Annotated in this window: 18 protein-coding genes; 1 reads left to right on the top strand and 17 read right to left on the bottom strand. The window is 70.0% G+C overall.

What is annotated here, in order from left to right; genetic code table 11:
- Positions 1 to 15: 15 nt before the first annotated feature.
- The 17 genes from nbrcactino_RS08280 to rpsP form a co-directional block, all read right to left on the bottom strand.
- On the bottom strand, positions 16 to 933 hold the full coding sequence (locus nbrcactino_RS08280) for a tyrosine recombinase XerC (protein ID WP_161926923.1): 918 nt from the start codon (positions 931 to 933) through the stop codon (positions 16 to 18).
- A 487-nt stretch (positions 934 to 1,420) separates the two neighbouring features.
- Positions 1,421 to 2,293: a siderophore-interacting protein gene (locus nbrcactino_RS08275; RefSeq protein WP_161926922.1), complete on the bottom strand. Its 873-nt coding sequence runs from the start codon at positions 2,291 to 2,293 to the stop codon at positions 1,421 to 1,423.
- A gap of 201 nt (positions 2,294 to 2,494) precedes the next feature.
- Complete coding sequence (locus tag nbrcactino_RS08270) at positions 2,495 to 3,406, bottom strand: CE1 family esterase (protein WP_228460740.1); 912 nt, start codon at positions 3,404 to 3,406, stop codon at positions 2,495 to 2,497.
- A gap of 76 nt (positions 3,407 to 3,482) precedes the next feature.
- Positions 3,483 to 4,154 (bottom strand): TetR family transcriptional regulator, encoded by a 672-nt coding sequence (locus nbrcactino_RS08265; protein WP_161926921.1) that lies wholly within the window; start codon positions 4,152 to 4,154, stop codon positions 3,483 to 3,485.
- 42 nt (positions 4,155 to 4,196) lie between these two features.
- A complete protein-coding gene (dprA, locus tag nbrcactino_RS08260) occupies positions 4,197 to 5,330 on the bottom strand; it encodes a DNA-processing protein DprA (protein WP_161926920.1) in 1,134 nt (377 codons plus the stop codon).
- A complete protein-coding gene (locus tag nbrcactino_RS08255) occupies positions 5,327 to 6,838 on the bottom strand; it encodes a YifB family Mg chelatase-like AAA ATPase (RefSeq protein WP_161926919.1) in 1,512 nt (503 codons plus the stop codon). The genes dprA and nbrcactino_RS08255 overlap by 4 nt, the downstream gene beginning before the upstream one ends.
- The gene (locus tag nbrcactino_RS08250; protein WP_161926918.1) at positions 6,838 to 7,239 is read right to left on the bottom strand and encodes a YraN family protein; all 402 of its coding nucleotides are present in this window, start codon (positions 7,237 to 7,239) and stop codon (positions 6,838 to 6,840) included. The genes nbrcactino_RS08255 and nbrcactino_RS08250 overlap by 1 nt, the downstream gene beginning before the upstream one ends.
- 93 nt (positions 7,240 to 7,332) lie before the next feature.
- On the bottom strand, positions 7,333 to 8,931 hold the full coding sequence (locus nbrcactino_RS08245; protein ID WP_161926917.1) for a GMC oxidoreductase: 1,599 nt from the start codon (positions 8,929 to 8,931) through the stop codon (positions 7,333 to 7,335).
- A gap of 94 nt (positions 8,932 to 9,025) precedes the next feature.
- Positions 9,026 to 9,568 carry a TetR/AcrR family transcriptional regulator gene (locus tag nbrcactino_RS08240; RefSeq protein ID WP_161926916.1) on the bottom strand — a complete coding sequence of 181 codons (543 nt, stop codon included), beginning with the start codon at positions 9,566 to 9,568 and terminating at the stop codon, positions 9,026 to 9,028.
- A gap of 63 nt (positions 9,569 to 9,631) precedes the next feature.
- Positions 9,632 to 9,937, bottom strand: coding sequence for a DUF2469 domain-containing protein (locus tag nbrcactino_RS08235; RefSeq protein WP_161926915.1), 306 nt, complete (start codon positions 9,935 to 9,937; stop codon positions 9,632 to 9,634).
- Positions 9,934 to 10,611: a ribonuclease HII gene (locus nbrcactino_RS08230; protein WP_161926914.1), complete on the bottom strand. Its 678-nt coding sequence runs from the start codon at positions 10,609 to 10,611 to the stop codon at positions 9,934 to 9,936. The genes nbrcactino_RS08235 and nbrcactino_RS08230 overlap by 4 nt, the downstream gene beginning before the upstream one ends.
- A gap of 12 nt (positions 10,612 to 10,623) precedes the next feature.
- Positions 10,624 to 11,412, bottom strand: coding sequence for a signal peptidase I (lepB, locus tag nbrcactino_RS08225; protein WP_161926913.1), 789 nt, complete (start codon positions 11,410 to 11,412; stop codon positions 10,624 to 10,626).
- Positions 11,413 to 11,534: 122 nt separating this feature from the next.
- Positions 11,535 to 11,876: a 50S ribosomal protein L19 gene (gene rplS, locus nbrcactino_RS08220; RefSeq protein WP_161926912.1), complete on the bottom strand. Its 342-nt coding sequence runs from the start codon at positions 11,874 to 11,876 to the stop codon at positions 11,535 to 11,537.
- A gap of 144 nt (positions 11,877 to 12,020) precedes the next feature.
- On the bottom strand, positions 12,021 to 12,782 hold the full coding sequence (gene trmD / locus nbrcactino_RS08215) for a tRNA (guanosine(37)-N1)-methyltransferase TrmD (RefSeq protein WP_161926911.1): 762 nt from the start codon (positions 12,780 to 12,782) through the stop codon (positions 12,021 to 12,023).
- 2 nt (positions 12,783 to 12,784) lie between these two features.
- Complete coding sequence (gene rimM / locus nbrcactino_RS08210) at positions 12,785 to 13,303, bottom strand: ribosome maturation factor RimM (protein ID WP_161926910.1); 519 nt, start codon at positions 13,301 to 13,303, stop codon at positions 12,785 to 12,787.
- 19 nt (positions 13,304 to 13,322) lie between these two features.
- The gene (locus nbrcactino_RS08205; protein WP_161926909.1) at positions 13,323 to 13,568 is read right to left on the bottom strand and encodes an RNA-binding protein; all 246 of its coding nucleotides are present in this window, start codon (positions 13,566 to 13,568) and stop codon (positions 13,323 to 13,325) included.
- Entirely contained in the window at positions 13,565 to 14,122 is a 558-nt protein-coding gene (gene rpsP / locus nbrcactino_RS08200; RefSeq protein WP_161926908.1) for a 30S ribosomal protein S16, read from the bottom strand. Before rpsP ends, nbrcactino_RS08205 begins: the two co-directional genes overlap by 4 nt.
- 346 nt (positions 14,123 to 14,468) lie before the next feature.
- On the opposite strand from rpsP, the gene nbrcactino_RS08195 reads away from it, so the two are divergent.
- Positions 14,469 to 14,735, top strand: coding sequence for a hypothetical protein (locus tag nbrcactino_RS08195; RefSeq protein ID WP_161926907.1), 267 nt, complete (start codon positions 14,469 to 14,471; stop codon positions 14,733 to 14,735).
- The last annotated feature ends 36 nt before the right edge of the window (positions 14,736 to 14,771 follow it).

The following is a 14,771-nucleotide window of genomic DNA, read 5'->3' as shown; positions in this document are numbered from 1 at the left end:
CGTCCACGCTACCGGCTAGGCACGCGGGTGCGCCTGCGCGTGCACGGCGCGCAGGCGCTCGACGCTGACGTGGGTGTAGAGCTGGGTCGTCGCCAACGACGAGTGGCCCAGCAACTCCTGCACGACGCGCAGGTCGGCGCCTCCTTCGAGGAGGTGGGTCGCGGCGCTGTGGCGCAGACCGTGGGGTCCCATCGCCGGTCCCCCGACCGCTTCAACGGCCTTGGTGACCACGGTTCGCGCCATGCGCTGGTCGAGGCGCCCGCCGCGCGCACCGAGCAGCAGCGCCGCCCCGGAGGAGGCGGTGGCGAGTTCGGGTCGGCCGTCGCGGCGCCAATCCGCCAGCGCGCGGGCGGCGGGACGGCCGAACGGCACGGTGCGCTGCTTGTTGCCCTTACCGATCACGCGGAGGACTTGCCGGGCGTCGTCGACGTCGTCGATGTCGAGGCCGCACAGCTCGCCGACGCGGATTCCGCTCGCGTACAGCAGTTCCAGGATCAGTCGGTCGCGCAGTTCGATCGGTGTCGGCGCCTCACCAATCGCGCGTTCGCCGTCGGCGACGGGAATCTCGGTCACCGCCCGGGCCTGTTCCGGGGACAGCACATGCGGCAGGACGCGATGGGCCTTCGGCGCTTGCAATCGGGCCGTCGGGTCGGCGGCGAAGACTCCCTCCCGGGTCGCCCACGCCCCGAAGGTCTTGGCGCTGGAGACTTGGCGCGCAATCGTCGTGCGGGCGATGCCGCGCCGGGTCTGCTCGGCCAGCCACGCGCGCAGCAGGGCGAGGTCGATGTCCGCGACGGCCACCCCCCGTGCACCCGCGAAGGCGATCAGGGAGCGCACGTCCCCGGTGTAGGCGCGCACGGTGTGCTCGCTGCGCGCCTTCTCCAGGCGCAGGTGTGCCGCGAACTCTTCGACGACGCCGTGCTCCTGGACCATGCCGACCAGTCCACGCCGACCCTGTCGTGACCGCAATCCGACGCGCCCGGTTGCGACCAGACCGTTACGCCGCGCCGTTTCCGGAAGGGGCCGGCTGGCCGCCAAAGCCCAAACGACAACGCCCCCGACCGTGATCGGTCGGGGGCGTCGGAGACGTCGGAGGGGAAGGCCGGTCCTACTTGGACTTCTTGGCGTGGTGCTCCTTCTTCTTCACGTGGAACGGGAGGAACAGCGAGGACTTGTGCTTGGCCTTCTTGGGCTTCGACATTGGGTGTCTTCCTTCACTTCTTCTGCGCCGGGCCGAAGTGCCCGACACCGATGAAGCTAGCAACGCGAACCCGACACCAGCCTTGGCGAAAAGTAGGGGTATCCCCTCGAAAAGACTAGGGAAATCATGAGTCCGTTTTTGCGGGCCATCCGTTTGTCCGAAACCTCCGTTAACCTGCCCGTTTACCGCAGTTTGGGGGTGTCGCGCGATCCGCGTCGACTATCCGTTCTGCGGCTGTTCCTCGGCCTTGCGCAAGTCGGCCTTCCACTGCCGGAACCCCTCCTCGGTCCGGCCGCGGCGCCAGTAGCCGGAGATCGACGCATTGGCCGCCCCCACCCCGCGCTCCTTGCGGACATAGCCGCGCAGGTTGTGCATGACCGCCTGCGCCTCGCCGTGGATGAAGACCTGCGGCTCGCCGTCCCACCACTCGGCGTTGCGGACCGCGGCGATCAGCGGTGCGTTGTCCCCGGCCGCCTCGTCGCCGACCTCGCCGGCGCCCCCGCCCCGGTGGATCCAGGTGATCGTGACCCCGTCGGGGGCCACCAGCGGGAGTTCGTCGTCGGCATCGGCCACTTCGATGAAGACCTGTCCGCGGGCATCGGCAGGCAGCACCTCGAGCGCCGCCGCGACGGCGGGCAGCCCGGCCTCATCCGAGGCGAGCAGGTGCCACGGCGCATCCGGGCGCGGGCGGTAGCCGCTACCCGGCCCCAGGAAGCGGACCGTCTCGCCGGGCCTGGCCCGCTGCGCCCAGGCCCCGGCCAAACCCTCGTCCCCGTGCACGACGAAGTCGATCGCCATCTCGCGGGCGGCCGGGTCGTAGCGGCGGATCGTGTAGGTACGCAGGACCGGCTGGCCCGGCTCGCCCGATCCGCCCCGCAGAACGGCCGGGTCGAGGTCGTCGGGAACCGCCGAGCCGTCCGGCATGAACACGATCTTGACGTACATGTCGCTATCCCAGTCCGTCGTCACGTCGTCGCGCCCACGGACCGGGAGGAAGTCGTCAAACCCCTCGCCGCCGAGATAGACGCGGACGAAGTGCGGACTCAGCCGCTCGGTCCGCAGCACCTGCATCGTGTTCAGCCGCTTGGCCATGAATCCTCCACAAAGTCGATGCCCCCACCCTACGCAAAGGCTGACCTAAGTCGCTGGCGCGTGGTGGCGACGATCACGCCGCGCTGTGTCGACGATCAAGCTGTGTCGACGATCAAGCTGTGTCGACGATCAAGCTGTGTCGACGATCAAGCTGTGTCGACGGTCAAGCTGTGTCGACGATCAATCAGGGGGCGAGACCGATCAGTGGGCAAGGAGGAATCCGACGACCCAGCGGTCCAGGCGCGGACCGTTGAGGGTGACCCCGCCCGGGCCGGTCTGGTGGCCGGCGCCGATCACCTCGGCGACGACCACCTCGGTGCGGCCCGCACCGAAAGTCGTGATCCGGGTCGGGTACCGGTCGGCACCGACCGCCGGGAGGTACCGCGAGCCACTCGGTCGTGCGCCACCGATCCCGTTGGCCGACAACGCCGCCGAGAGTTCGGCGGCGCCGATGATCGGCGGCGCGACGTCGTCGCGGTCACCGTGGATCAGGAAGGTCGGGACCGGGCGTCCGGCGCGCGCCCGGCGCGCCGCCGTCCCGGTGGGATCGCCGAGGAAGGGGAAGCCCGCCGACACCGCGATGGCCGAGACGATGTCGGGGTAGAGCGCGCCGAGCACCTGGACGGCGCCGCCGCCGGCCGAGTGTCCGATGGCGTAGATGCGACGGGGGTCGGCCCGCTGGTCGCGAGCCGCGATGCGCAGGATGTCGGCGAGAATCGACACCTCGCCGTGGCCGCGGGTTAGCCCGGCGGGCTCGAAGAACTGCCACATGCCCGAACCGTTGGCGCGCAACGACTGCAGGGGCGCGACCACGCTGAACCCGAGCCGGTCCGCCTCGGCGAGCAGGGTGTTCGACCGCCGCAGCCCCATCGGGTCGCCGTTGCGCACCTTGCTGGTGCCGTGGACCCAGGCGATCAGGGGGCGGCCCGGGGCCAATCCTCTCGGGGTGTACACCTGGTAGGCCCGGGTGCCGGCCGCATTCGTCAGCGTTGTGGTGACCAGCGTCCCGTCGGGACCGGACGCCGGCGGCGCCGCGGACACCGCACCACCCGCCAGCACCGTCGCGCAGAGTGCGGCCGCCACGGCCGTCAGCATGGTCGTTGGTTTCCGCATCGGCGGTGCCCCTCTCGCGGGGGCAACGCCCCCTCTAGTTTCAATACCAAAAGGTATCAAACCATGGGGTGTGCCGCTACGGCGCGGCGATCGCGGCGAGGATGTCCACCAGGTGGCGTCGGACCTGCGCCTCATCCATGTCGAGCAGGAGTTGGTAGATCACGCCGTCGTACACCGTGACCACCGCCCGCGCCAGAGCCGCCGGCGTGGGCAGCGACGCCGGCAGCACCACGCCGGATTCGGCGATAAAGGTCGTCAACCCATCGATGACCTCGGCGCGCAACCGGCGTCGGTGGTCCGCCAAATCAGCCGCGACCTCGGGAGAGCGCGCCGCGTAGGAGACGAAGTCGGTGTTGATCAGCAGCCAGTCCCGATCCAGCGGCACCGTCATCGCCCACCCCGCCACCACCTCGATGACGTCGGGGGAGGCGGCCCCCGGGTCGGCTGTCCCCGCCGCCTCTATCCCCGCCGCCTCCATCCCCACCGCCTTCCGGTCGACGGCGGCGAGTACGGCCGAGGCGCCGGCTTGCGATTGTCGGTCATAGAGTGCGAAGAAGAGTTCCTCGAGGCTGGCGAAGTTCGAGTAGAAGGCGCCCTTGGTGTAGCCGGCGGCCCGGCACACGTCGTCGATCCGGGTCCGCCCGAATCCCTTCTCGACGAAGACGGTCATCGCCGCGTCGAGAAGCCGCTCCCTCGTCTCGACCCGCCGCCTGGTCAGTGCGGGGCGCCGCGCCGGCTTCTCCGTCATCTCTCCGAATCTACGACAACGGTCTTTTCGGCCGGCCGCCGGTCAGTCGCGGACGATGGCCCACCCGTCGCCGACCGCGGCGACGAAGCCGTCCACCTCGAGCATCGCGAGTGCGGCCATCACCGCGGTCACGCCGACCCCGGCGTTGACCGCGATCTCGTCGGCCGTAATCGCACCGCGGGCGGGTATCGCCTCGTACACCAGTTGCCGGTCGCCGGCCAGGGCGTCGGTCGTGCGCACCGGGCCCCGGTTCGGTCCGCCCTCCCCATCGGGTGCGGCGAGTGAGATGAGCGCCGCGGCGCCGGTGATGAGCGCGGCCTGTTCGTCGGCGATCATCCGGTTGCAGCCGACCGACATCGCCGAGGTGACCGGACCGGGAACCGCGCCGAGGGGACGGCCGAGCTTGCGTGCCCAGGCCGCCGTGTTGGCCGCACCGCTGCGCCGGCCCGCCTCCACGACGACGACCGCCGTGGACAGCGCGGCGACGAGCCGGTTGCGCGTGAGGAAGCGGTGCCGGGCCGCCGTGGTGCCCGGCGGGTACTCGCTGACGATGAGACCGTCGCGCGCAATGGCCGCGAACAGCGCGGAATGCGCCGAGGGATAGTCCACGTCGATTCCGCAGGCCATGACCGCGATCGTGGTGCCGCCACTACCCAGGCAGGCCCGGTGGGCGGTGCCGTCGATGCCGAAGGCCCCGCCCGAGACGACCGTCCACCCGCCCTCGACGAGGCCGCCGACGAGTTGTCCGGTGACGTATTCGCCGTAGGACGTCGAGTTGCGCGCCCCGATCACGCCGATGCCCGCCGTCGCCGCGTCTGCTAGGTTTCCCGGTCCCCGCACCCAGAGCGCCAACGGCGGACCACCCCGTTCGACGGTGTCCGCGGCGCGCAGACTCCACAGCTGCCACCCGGGCCACTCCTCGTCCTCTGGCGTGACCAGTCGGACCCCGAGTCGCGCGGCGGTCTCGAGATCCTGTGCGGCGGTGTCGATTTCGGCCCGCGCCTGGGTCGGACCGAGCAACGCGTCATAGGGGGCCGGCAGTCGGCGCGCCCGGATCGCCGCCGCGGCCGCTTCGGGGCCCTCGGTCTCGACGAAGTCGCGCAGGCCGGTGTGCGGGGGCTCGACCACCCGCGACAGATAGGCCCATGCCCGCCGGGTCGTCTCATCGGTGCTCATGCCACTCCCCCGCGGTCGCGGAACAGCAGGGCCTGGGCCACGTCGTCTTCCACCGGCAACTCCGCTCCCCGCAAGTCCGCCAGTGTCCACGACAGCCGCAGCGCGCGGTCGGCGCCGCGCGCGGTCACCCGGCCGTCGCGCAGGAACAGTTCCACCGGCCGCATCGCCGCCGGGGCCAGGCGGAACTCCCCGCGCAGCACCGTTCCGGGCACCTCGGCATTGCTCCGCCACCCGTGCCCGGACCATCGGTCGACGGCCGCGGAGCGCGCCGCCACGACGCGCCCGCGCACCGCCGCGCTCGACTCCCCCGATTCGGTCAGCAGTGCGGTGTTGCCCGGCGGGTTCATCCGCACCCGGATGTCGATCCGGTCCATGAGTGGGCCCGACAACCGGCCCAGGTAGCGACGCCGCGCCACCACCGAACACACGCAGTCGACGTCGTGCGCGGGCGCGCACGGGCAGGGGTTCGCCGCCAGGACGAGCTGGATCCGGGCCGGATACGTCGCGACGCCGTCGCGTCGCGACACCCGGACCTCCCCCTCCTCCAACGGCTGCCGCAGGGCGTCGAGCGCCTTGGCCCCCATCTCCGCGCACTCGTCGAGGAACAGCACGCCGCGGTGCGCCAGCGACACCGCGCCGGGCCCGGCGATCCCGGTGCCGCCGCCGAGGAGCGCGGTCACCGACACCGAGTGGTGCGGGGCGATGAACGGCGGCTCGACGATGAGCGGCCGGGACCGCGGCAGGGTCCCGGCGATCGAGTGGATCGCGGTGACCTCCAGCGACTCCTCGCCGGCGAGCGACGGCAGGATTCCGGGCAGGCGCCGGGCCAGCATCGTCTTGCCGATCCCGGGAGGCCCGGTCATCAACACGTGGTGCATGCCCGCGGCGGCGATCTCCAGTGCCCGGCGCGCCGGCGCCTGCCCCACCACGTCGGCCAGGTCGGGGACCGACTGGTCGGCGTCCTCGACCTGGGCCGGCGCGGAGTCGAGCGCCAGGTCGCCGTCGAGCCAGCGGCAGACCTGGTCGAGGGTGTCCGCCGCGTTGATCTCGATGTCGGAGACAAGCCCCGCTTCGGCGGCGTTGCCCGTGGGCACGACGGCCCGTGCGAATCCGGCGCGGCGGGCCTCCAACAGGCACGGGAGCACCCCGCGTACCGGGCGGATCGCCCCGTCGAGGCCGAGTTCGCCGAGGAACACCGTCGTCGCCGCCTTCTCGCCGGACACCTCCTTGTTGGCCAGGATGATGGCCACCGCCATCGCCAGGTCATACCCCGGTCCGGTCTTGGGCATGTTGGCCGGGGCGAGCGCCACCACCACCTTGAGTTCGGGAAACTTCTTGCCCGAGTTAACGATTGCCGGGCGGACCCGGTCGCGCGCCTCGCGCAGCGCGGTGTCGGCGAGGCCGGTGATCGCGAACCCCGGGTTGCCGCTGCTCGTGTTGGCCGCGACCTCGACCACTTTCGGAGTGAACGCGTTGAGCCCGGCGGCGAACGCCTTTCCCAGCGCCATCAGTCCAGCACCCCACGGTGGTGGCGCAGCCGGGGCGAGCCACCCCGGCCGTCCATCCGGATCGAGACCACGTCGTAGCGGATGACCTCGAAGTACTCCAGTTCACCGGCCTCGCGCCGATCGGCCACCCACATCCAGGCCAATCGGCTGATGCGCTCGAGCTTGGCCTCGGTCACCGCCGCCACCGGGTCGTCGAACACCGCGCCGTTGCGGCGGGTCTTGACCTCGACGATCACCAGGATGTCGGGCCCGCCGACCGGGTCGGGCTCCCGCGCGATCAGGTCCAGCTCCCCGTACCGGTTGCGCCAATTGCGGGCGCAGACGCGCCAGCCGAGGGTGGTCAGGTAGTCGGCGGCGATATCCTCGCCCACCGCGCCGAGCCGCTGTCGTCCATCAGTCACGTCAGCGAGCGTGCCGCACCGCCCCCTCGGCGAACCGTCCCGGAAGCCCGCGCGCCCACCGGCCTGGGGATGGGCGAAAACTGTGGACGGGCGCTAGATGATCGACCCGACATCGGTGGCCACCACCCGGTCCAGCGCCCGCTCGGCGACCGCGGCAATCATCATCGACGGGTTGCACGCCGCGCAATTGCCCGGCATCAGCGCCCCGTCGATCACGTAGAGGCCGCGCTGCCCGAGGACCCGGCCCTCCAGGTCGCACACCGTCCCCATGTTGGCCCCGCCCAAGGCGTGCCAGGTCGAGTTCACCGTGCGGTTGGTATCGGCCAGCACCGAACGCGGGCCGGCGATGCGCCGCCCCGCCGGATCGATGTGGCGGTTCTGGATGAACGAGTCCCCGTTGGCCGGCCAATGCAGGATCGCCTCGTCGCGACCGCCGTCGTAGACGAAGTGCCCGCGGCTGTCGCTGACCCCATAGCCGACCAGCATCGTCGAGCGCGACGCCGCCGGGCTCGGCGGCGTCGACGCCTGGATCACCGTGAAAGCCGCATGCGGATCGGACCAGTTCCGACTCCCGTACACCACGGGACCGCCCTGCACGGGCCCGTAGTCGGCGTCGGGGTCGGTCCAGGTGTAGATGCGGTCGGCGTTGGTCCCCCACCCCCGCCCGACCCCGTCGGGCAGCCCGCCGATGTGCCCGAGCGCCGCGGACCGGACCAGCAACTTGGAGGTGTTGACGCTGCCGGCCGACAGGATGAGCGCCCCGGTGGTGAGGATCTTCTTCTCGACGACCCGTCCGGTCTCGTCGGTGCGGTCGACGTGCAGTTCCCACTTCCCCCGCTTGCCGCGGAACACCTCGGTGACGTTGTGGTGGGTCCGCACGACGGCCTTGCCGGTGGCCTCAGCGGCTTTGATGTAGGTGACGTCGACGCTGAACTTGCCGCCGTTGTTGACGCCGAGCGCGCCCTCGCCAGTGGTGTAGGACGGCCGCATCGCCCCGCGGAGTTCGGCCAGCGCGTAGTTCCAGTCGATCGGCATCGGGATCTTCGACACCGGCATTCCCGCCGCGCGGACCTTGCGGGCGAAATGCCGTGCCACGCGGTAGTTCGGCGAGTTGACGAGGGCCGCCGGGGCGGTGGCGAGGTGCAGCATCGAGGCCACGCGCCGGTAGTGGACGCGGTTCATGAGATCCCAGTCGAGCTCTTGCGGGAAGTGGGCGTTGAACACCTCGCGCGTCGGTTGCAGCGACATGCCTTGGTAGACCAGCGATCCCCCGCCGACCCCGGCCGGACACAGCGCGGTCATGTTCTCGCCGACGACCGACTCGACGAGGCCGACGTAGGGATCGACGCGGACCGGGCGCCCGAGGATCTCCGTCACCGACCGGTGCCACAGCATCCGCTTGTCCGGATCGCTGGTGCTCGGGAAGGTCGTCGAGTTGGGCCCGGTCGGCCAGCGCCGGCCGCGCTCCAGGACCAGGACGGGCACACCGGCCGTGGCCAACCGCAGCGCGGCGACGCCGCCGCCGAACCCCGACCCGACGATGATCACGCGATGGTCCTCCCGCACGGTCCGCACGCGCCGCGGGGCGGCGTGGCTGGCGGGCGCGCCGGCAACTGCCAGGGCGGCCGCCCCAGCAGCGGCGGCGGCACCGGCGACGAAGGTGCGGCGGTTGATCTCGACGTGACGTGGCATGGATTCATCCCGGTGTGTGAGTTGGATCTCGGCGAAGTGCGAGGCCAAACTTTACACATGTGGCAATTACTGTCAAGATTTGGCGGTGAGCGCCTCACCCACGTACGAGCTGCGACAATGCCGGGGACAGCCAGCGTCGGAGGAACTCGCGCAGGTCATCAGTCGTCTGATCCGCATCGCCGAACAGGAACAGCGTCAGGCTCAGATGCGTGGCGACCGCGGCGACCTCGTCGATCTCGGTGAACCGGTCGGCGACCGGTCCGAGAAATTCGAGCGTGACCGGCTTGGCACGGTCCAGGGCGCCGGGATCGAATAGCGGATTACCGCCCCCGACGCCGACCAGGGCGGCGATGGCCGGGGTGGTACGGGCGAACCCGACGCCCGCCGCGATCAACTCGATCACGAACTCCACCGGGTCCTCGGTTTGCGCGATCACCGCGCGCAAGTCGTCGGTCGTCGTCCGCGTCAGGTGGGCCATTGCCTCGGAGACCATGGTTTCGCGGTTGCCGAAGATCGAGTGCACCGTCTGCCGGGACACGCCGGCACGGTGGGCCGCGGCAGCGATCGTCACACCCTCGAACCCGTCTTCGGCGATGAGTTCGAGGGTGGCGTCGATGATCTTTCCGCGGGACCGCACGTCACCATTATCGATCACCACGGGCCGGATTCGCCGGATCCCGCAGCCACCGGCCCTTCGGGCCTATTCGGGCAACCGCAGCTCGGGCTGCTCGAGCTCCTCGATGTTCACGTCCTTGAACGTGATCACCCGCACCTGCTTGACGAAGCGGGAGGGCCGGTGCAGATCCCAGGCCCAGGCGTCGGTGAGCCGCAACTCGAAGTAGACCTCGCCGTCGGCGTTGCGCGGCGTCATCTCGACGCCGTTCGCCAGATACATGCGGCGGTCGGTCTCCACCAGGTAGGTGAACTGGCCGACGATGTCCTTGTACTCGCGGTACAGGGACAGCTCCAACTCGGCTTCGTAGTTCTCCAGGTCCTCCGGGCTCATGGGTTCAGGGTATCGCGCGCGGCGTGGGCCGCGACGTTGCGATAGGACATACGGTGTTGCGGCGACGGCCCGAGTTGCGCCAGCCGCGACATGTGCAGCCCGGTCGAGTAGCCCTTGTGCACGGCGAAGTCGTATCCGGGCAGCTCGTCGTCCAGGCCCGACATGATGTCGTCGCGGGTCACCTTGGCCAGGATGCTCGCCGCGGCGATGCAGGCGGCATTCGCGTCCCCGGCGATGATCGGCAGCGACGGGACGGGCAGACCGGGGACGGCGAAGCCGTCGGAGAGCACATATCCCGGCGCGGGGTCGAGCCGGGCCACGGCCCGCCGCATGCCCTCGATGTTGGCCACGTGGATGCCGATCCGGTCGATCTCCCCCGCCTCGACGACGACCACCGAGTAGGCCTGCGCGTATTTGCGGATCGCCTGGTAAAGCCGGCGGCGCACCGGTGGGGCGACCTTCTTGGAATCGTTCAGGTCCGCCAGTGACCGCAGTTGGTTCGGCTTGAGCACGCACGCCGCGACGACCAGCGGCCCGGCGCACGCACCCCGGCCCGCCTCGTCGACCCCGGCAACCGGGCCGAGGCCGTTGTTGTGCAGGGCGAACTCATAGGTGCGCAGGGAGGCCGCACGCCGGATCGGCGGGCGCGGCGGCCAGCGCAACGATGCCGACATCGATCTCCCGGCCTACTTCTGCGGGTTCACCGATCCGACACCACCCATACGCGAGAGCGGCCAGATGATGAACCGGACTTTGCCGCGGATGTCGTTGCGCGGCACGGTGCCGTGGAACTCGTCGCCCTGGTGGTAGCGCGAATCGGCCGACATGGAGCGGTTGTCGCCCATGACCCACACGTTGCCCTCGGGCACCTTGACCGGGCCGAACTCCATGTCGAAACACGGCGGCGACCCCGGCGGCTGGATCGCCGAGTCGACGAAGGGCTGTTTGATCAGCTTGCCGTCGACCTTCGTCCCGCCGTCGGCGTTGTGGCACTCGACGGTTTGGCCGCCGACCGCGATCACACGCTTGACCAGGCTGTATTCGTTGGGCGGCGCGTAGCCGAACCAGGACAGCACGTCGAGGAACTTGCCGCTCAGGGTGCTGGAATCACGCGGCGGGCCACTGTCGTCCCAGTCGTCGCTGGGGGCCTTGAAGACGATGACGTCACCGGGCTGCGGATCGCTGAAACGGTAGACGAGCTTGTCGATGACGATCCGGTCGTTGGACCGGGCCTCCCCGTTGGGGCCGGGGCCACCGACGAGCGTCGGTTCCATCGATTGCGACGGGACCACGTACTGCCGGAAGAGGAAGGTCTGCGCGATCCAGGCGACCGCCAAGACGACGACGAGGATGACCGCCAGCTCGCGCAGGAACGACCGCTTCGGCTCCTCGGGTTCCGCGTCTTTGCGATTCCAGGGGCGCTCGGCTGAATCGTTGTCGCCGTTGTCGTCGTTCTCGTCGTAATCGTCGGACACGACTCCACAGCCTACCGGGTCAGACCCGGCCGAGCCGCCCACACATGCGGGCAGGAGCGGATAAAGTAAGGCCCCGAGGGGATGATCCCTCGGGGCCTCGACTCAGTCTCATTCTCAGCGGGTCAGCGCTTTTCCTTGATCTTCGCCGCCTTGCCGCGCAAGTCGCGCAGGTAGTACAGCTTCGCGCGACGGACGTCGCCGCGGGTGAGGACGTCGATCTTGGCGATGTTCGGGCTGTGCACCGGGAAGGTGCGCTCCACGCCGACGCCGAAGGACACCTTGCGGACGGTGAAGGTCTCACGCACACCGCCACCCTGGCGGCGGATCACGACGCCCTTGAAGACCTGGACGCGCTCCTTGGAGCCCTCGATCACCTTGACGTGGACGTCAAGGGTGTCGCCGGGGCCGAAGTCGGGCAGGTCGTCGCGGAGGGACTGCTTGTCGAGCGAGTCGAGGGTGTTCATTGTCTGTTGTCCAATCTGGCGTGTGCGTGAGTAGAGGAACCTGGCGGCCAGCTGACTGGTTCGACCGGTTCGTGCTCCGAGCATGGTGTCGGCCGCGGGCCCGGATCGTTTCACGACCGGCCGCGCGGCAACCGCTCCATTGTGTCAGGTGTCGTGCTTTGGCAGCAAATCTGGACGCCGCTGCGGCAGCAGCAAATCTGGACGCCGCTGCGGCAGCAGCAAATCTGGACGCCGCTGGGTTGTGCGCTGCAGCGACTGCTCGTGGCGCCAGGCGGCCACCTTCGCGTGGTCGCCCGACAGCAGCACGGCCGGCACGTCGAGACCGCGCCACGACGCGGGCCGGGTATAGCTCGGCCCTTCCAACAATCCGTCGGAGAAGGAATCCTCTTGGTGGGACACCGGGTTGCCCAGCACCCCGTCGATCAACCGCGTGGTGGCCTCCACCATCGCCATCACCGCCACCTCTCCCCCGATGAGGACGAAGTCGCCGATCGACACCTCTTCGACACGCATCCGCCGCGCCGCATCGTCGATGACGCGCTGGTCGATGCCCTCGTACCGACCGCAGGCGAAGACGAGGTGCTTCTCGGTGCTCCACCGTTGTGCGGTCTGTTGGGTGAAGGGGACGCCGGCCGGCGTGGGCACGACGAGCAGCGGGCCGTCGTCGAGATCGGCCTGGGTCCCGCAGACCTCGTCGAGGGCCTCCCCCCAGACCTGCGGCTTCATCACCATGCCGGGCCCGCCGCCGTACGGTGAATCGTCGACGCTGCGGTGGACGTCGTGCGCCCAATCCCGCAGGTCGTGCACATCGAGGCTGACAATCCCCTTCTCGATGGCCTTGCCCAGCAGCGCTTCGCGCAGCGGTGCGACGTAGTCGGGGAAGATCGTCACGATGCTCAGCCGCACGACTATCCCTCCAACAGCCCGTCGGGCGGGTCGATGACGATGCCGTCGCCGCGCGAGACCTCCGGGACGATCTCGCGGACGAAGGGAATCAGGATCTCGCGGCCGTCGTCGGCGGCGGTCACCGCCAACAGGTCCGACGCGGGCAGGTGGATGACCTCGCGTACCGTCCCGACCTCCTCGCCGTCGCGGGTGCGGACCGGCAGCCCGGCCAGCTCGTGGTCGTAGAACTCGTCGGGGTCGTCGCCGGAGTCGACGTCGGCGGCGTCGATGACGAACAGCACGCCGCGCAATTCGTCGGCGGCGTCGCGGCCGGCCACGCCCTCCAGCGACACCAACAGCCGCCCGGAATGATTCCGGGCGGCTGTGACGGTGAACGTCCGGGTGCCCTTCGCGCGCGGCAGCAGGCCGCGCACCGAGGTCCCGGGGGCGAACCGCAGATCGGGTTCATCGGTGCGCACGTCGACGACGAGTTCGCCGCGCACCCCGTGGGGTTTGACGACGCGGCCGATTACCAGGTCCACGCGGACACCCCGGTCTTTCTCAGCGGTCGGTGTCGACGATGTCGACGCGCAGTCCGCGTCCCCCGATGCCGGACACCAGGGTGCGCAGCGCGGTCGCGGTGCGGCCGTTGCGCCCGATGACCTTGCCCAGGTCCTCGGGGTTCACGTGCACCTCGATCAGACGCCCGCCGCGGCCGCCCGAGAGCAGCTCGACGCGCACGTCGTCGGGGTTGGCGACGATACCGCGAACGAGGTGTTCGACGGCGTCGGCGACGACGACGCTCACGCCTTCTCCTCGGCGTCGGCGACGGCCTCGGCGACGGTCTCACCGTCGTCGGCGAGGTCCTGCTTGACGGCCTCGGTCTCCGGCTCGGCGGTTTCCGGGGCGGCGGCGGCCTCGGCGGCGTCGGCGCTCTCCTGAGCGGCCTCGTCCTTCTCGGCCTTCTTCTTCGCCGCGGCCTTCTTCTTCGGCGTGGTGGCCTCGACGGCGGGCTCGTTGTCCGCAGCGGCGAGCGCGGCGTTGAACAGGTCCTGCTTGCTCGGCTTCGGCTCGGCCACCTTCAGGGTGCCCTCGGCGCCCGGCAGGCCCTTGAACTTCTGCCAGTCACCGGTGATCTTGAGGATCGCAGCGACGGGCTCAGTCGGCTGGGCGCCGACGCCGAGCCAGTACTGGGCACGCTCGGAGTCCACCTCGATGAACGAGGGGTCTTCCTTGGGGTGGTACTTGCCGATGGTCTCGATCACGCGGCCGTTGCGGCGCGTGCGGGCGTCGGCGACGACGATGCGGTACTGGGGCTGGCGGATCTTGCCCAGGCGGGCAAGCTTGATCTTGACAGACATGTTTCCTTCAATGGTCACTGCGCAATTCAGCGATCCGCACCCCTTGTGCGAATCCGGTTTTGCGCTTGATTCGGTGTGACCGCCGGTCGGTGCGTAACCGGGTCCGGCGAACCGACGTTTCATTCTGCCACCTGCGCCGCGCCGATCCAAAACACCGCGCACCGAATCTGTCCGGTTTCGGTCTGCCCGGGCTGCGACCGGCGGATACTGCTGTCCATCCCTCACCCGCCCTCTCGCCCTCACCCGCCCTCTCGTCACTGCCACCCTGATCCTCATCGCCGCCCTCGGGACCGCCGTGGTCGGCGCGGGCCACGCCGACGCCCAGCTCCGCCCCGGGAAATACACGATGATCTCGAAGTCCAACGGGCCCTACGGCATGCTGCCGGCGACGAGGACGCCGGTGACGGTGTGTCGCAACGGAGCACTGTCGACGCAGAACACCGCCGATTGCGCCTGGTCGGTCCTCCCCACCGCCGACGGCGGCATCGTGGTCGGGTACGAGAGCACCTGGTCGTGGATCTACTTCCGCCAGCAGGGCAACGGGTACGTCGGCACACAGTCCTACACCGGTTCGACCAACCCGTCGACCCTCATCCTGGTGCCGCGCCGATGACCGCCGATTTCCCCTTGCCTTAGAACACCTGTTCCA

The sequence above is a fragment of the Gordonia crocea genome, from assembly GCF_009932435.1.
Classification (GTDB): Bacteria; Actinomycetota; Actinomycetes; order Mycobacteriales; family Mycobacteriaceae; genus Gordonia; species Gordonia crocea.
This window is presented reverse-complemented; position numbering and strand designations above follow the sequence as displayed.

Coding starts and splice junctions, on each gene's coding strand:
- nbrcactino_RS08280 (WP_161926923.1), bottom strand. CDS start 933: ATGGTCCAGGAGCACGGCGTCGTCGAAGAGTTCGCGGCACACCTGCGC.
- nbrcactino_RS08275 (WP_161926922.1), bottom strand. CDS start 2,293: ATGGCCAAGCGGCTGAACACGATGCAGGTGCTGCGGACCGAGCGGCTG.
- nbrcactino_RS08270 (WP_228460740.1), bottom strand. CDS start 3,406: ATGCGGAAACCAACGACCATGCTGACGGCCGTGGCGGCCGCACTCTGC.
- nbrcactino_RS08265 (WP_161926921.1), bottom strand. CDS start 4,154: ATGACGGAGAAGCCGGCGCGGCGCCCCGCACTGACCAGGCGGCGGGTC.
- dprA (WP_161926920.1), bottom strand. CDS start 5,330: ATGAGCACCGATGAGACGACCCGGCGGGCATGGGCCTATCTGTCGCGG.
- nbrcactino_RS08255 (WP_161926919.1), bottom strand. CDS start 6,838: ATGGCGCTGGGAAAGGCGTTCGCCGCCGGGCTCAACGCGTTCACTCCG.
- nbrcactino_RS08245 (WP_161926917.1), bottom strand. CDS start 8,931: ATGCCACGTCACGTCGAGATCAACCGCCGCACCTTCGTCGCCGGTGCC.
- nbrcactino_RS08235 (WP_161926915.1), bottom strand. CDS start 9,937: ATGAGCCCGGAGGACCTGGAGAACTACGAAGCCGAGTTGGAGCTGTCC.
- nbrcactino_RS08230 (WP_161926914.1), bottom strand. CDS start 10,611: ATGTCGGCATCGTTGCGCTGGCCGCCGCGCCCGCCGATCCGGCGTGCG.
- rplS (WP_161926912.1), bottom strand. CDS start 11,876: ATGAACACCCTCGACTCGCTCGACAAGCAGTCCCTCCGCGACGACCTG.
- rpsP (WP_161926908.1), bottom strand. CDS start 14,122: ATGTCTGTCAAGATCAAGCTTGCCCGCCTGGGCAAGATCCGCCAGCCC.
- nbrcactino_RS08195 (WP_161926907.1), top strand. CDS start 14,469: ATGATCTCGAAGTCCAACGGGCCCTACGGCATGCTGCCGGCGACGAGG.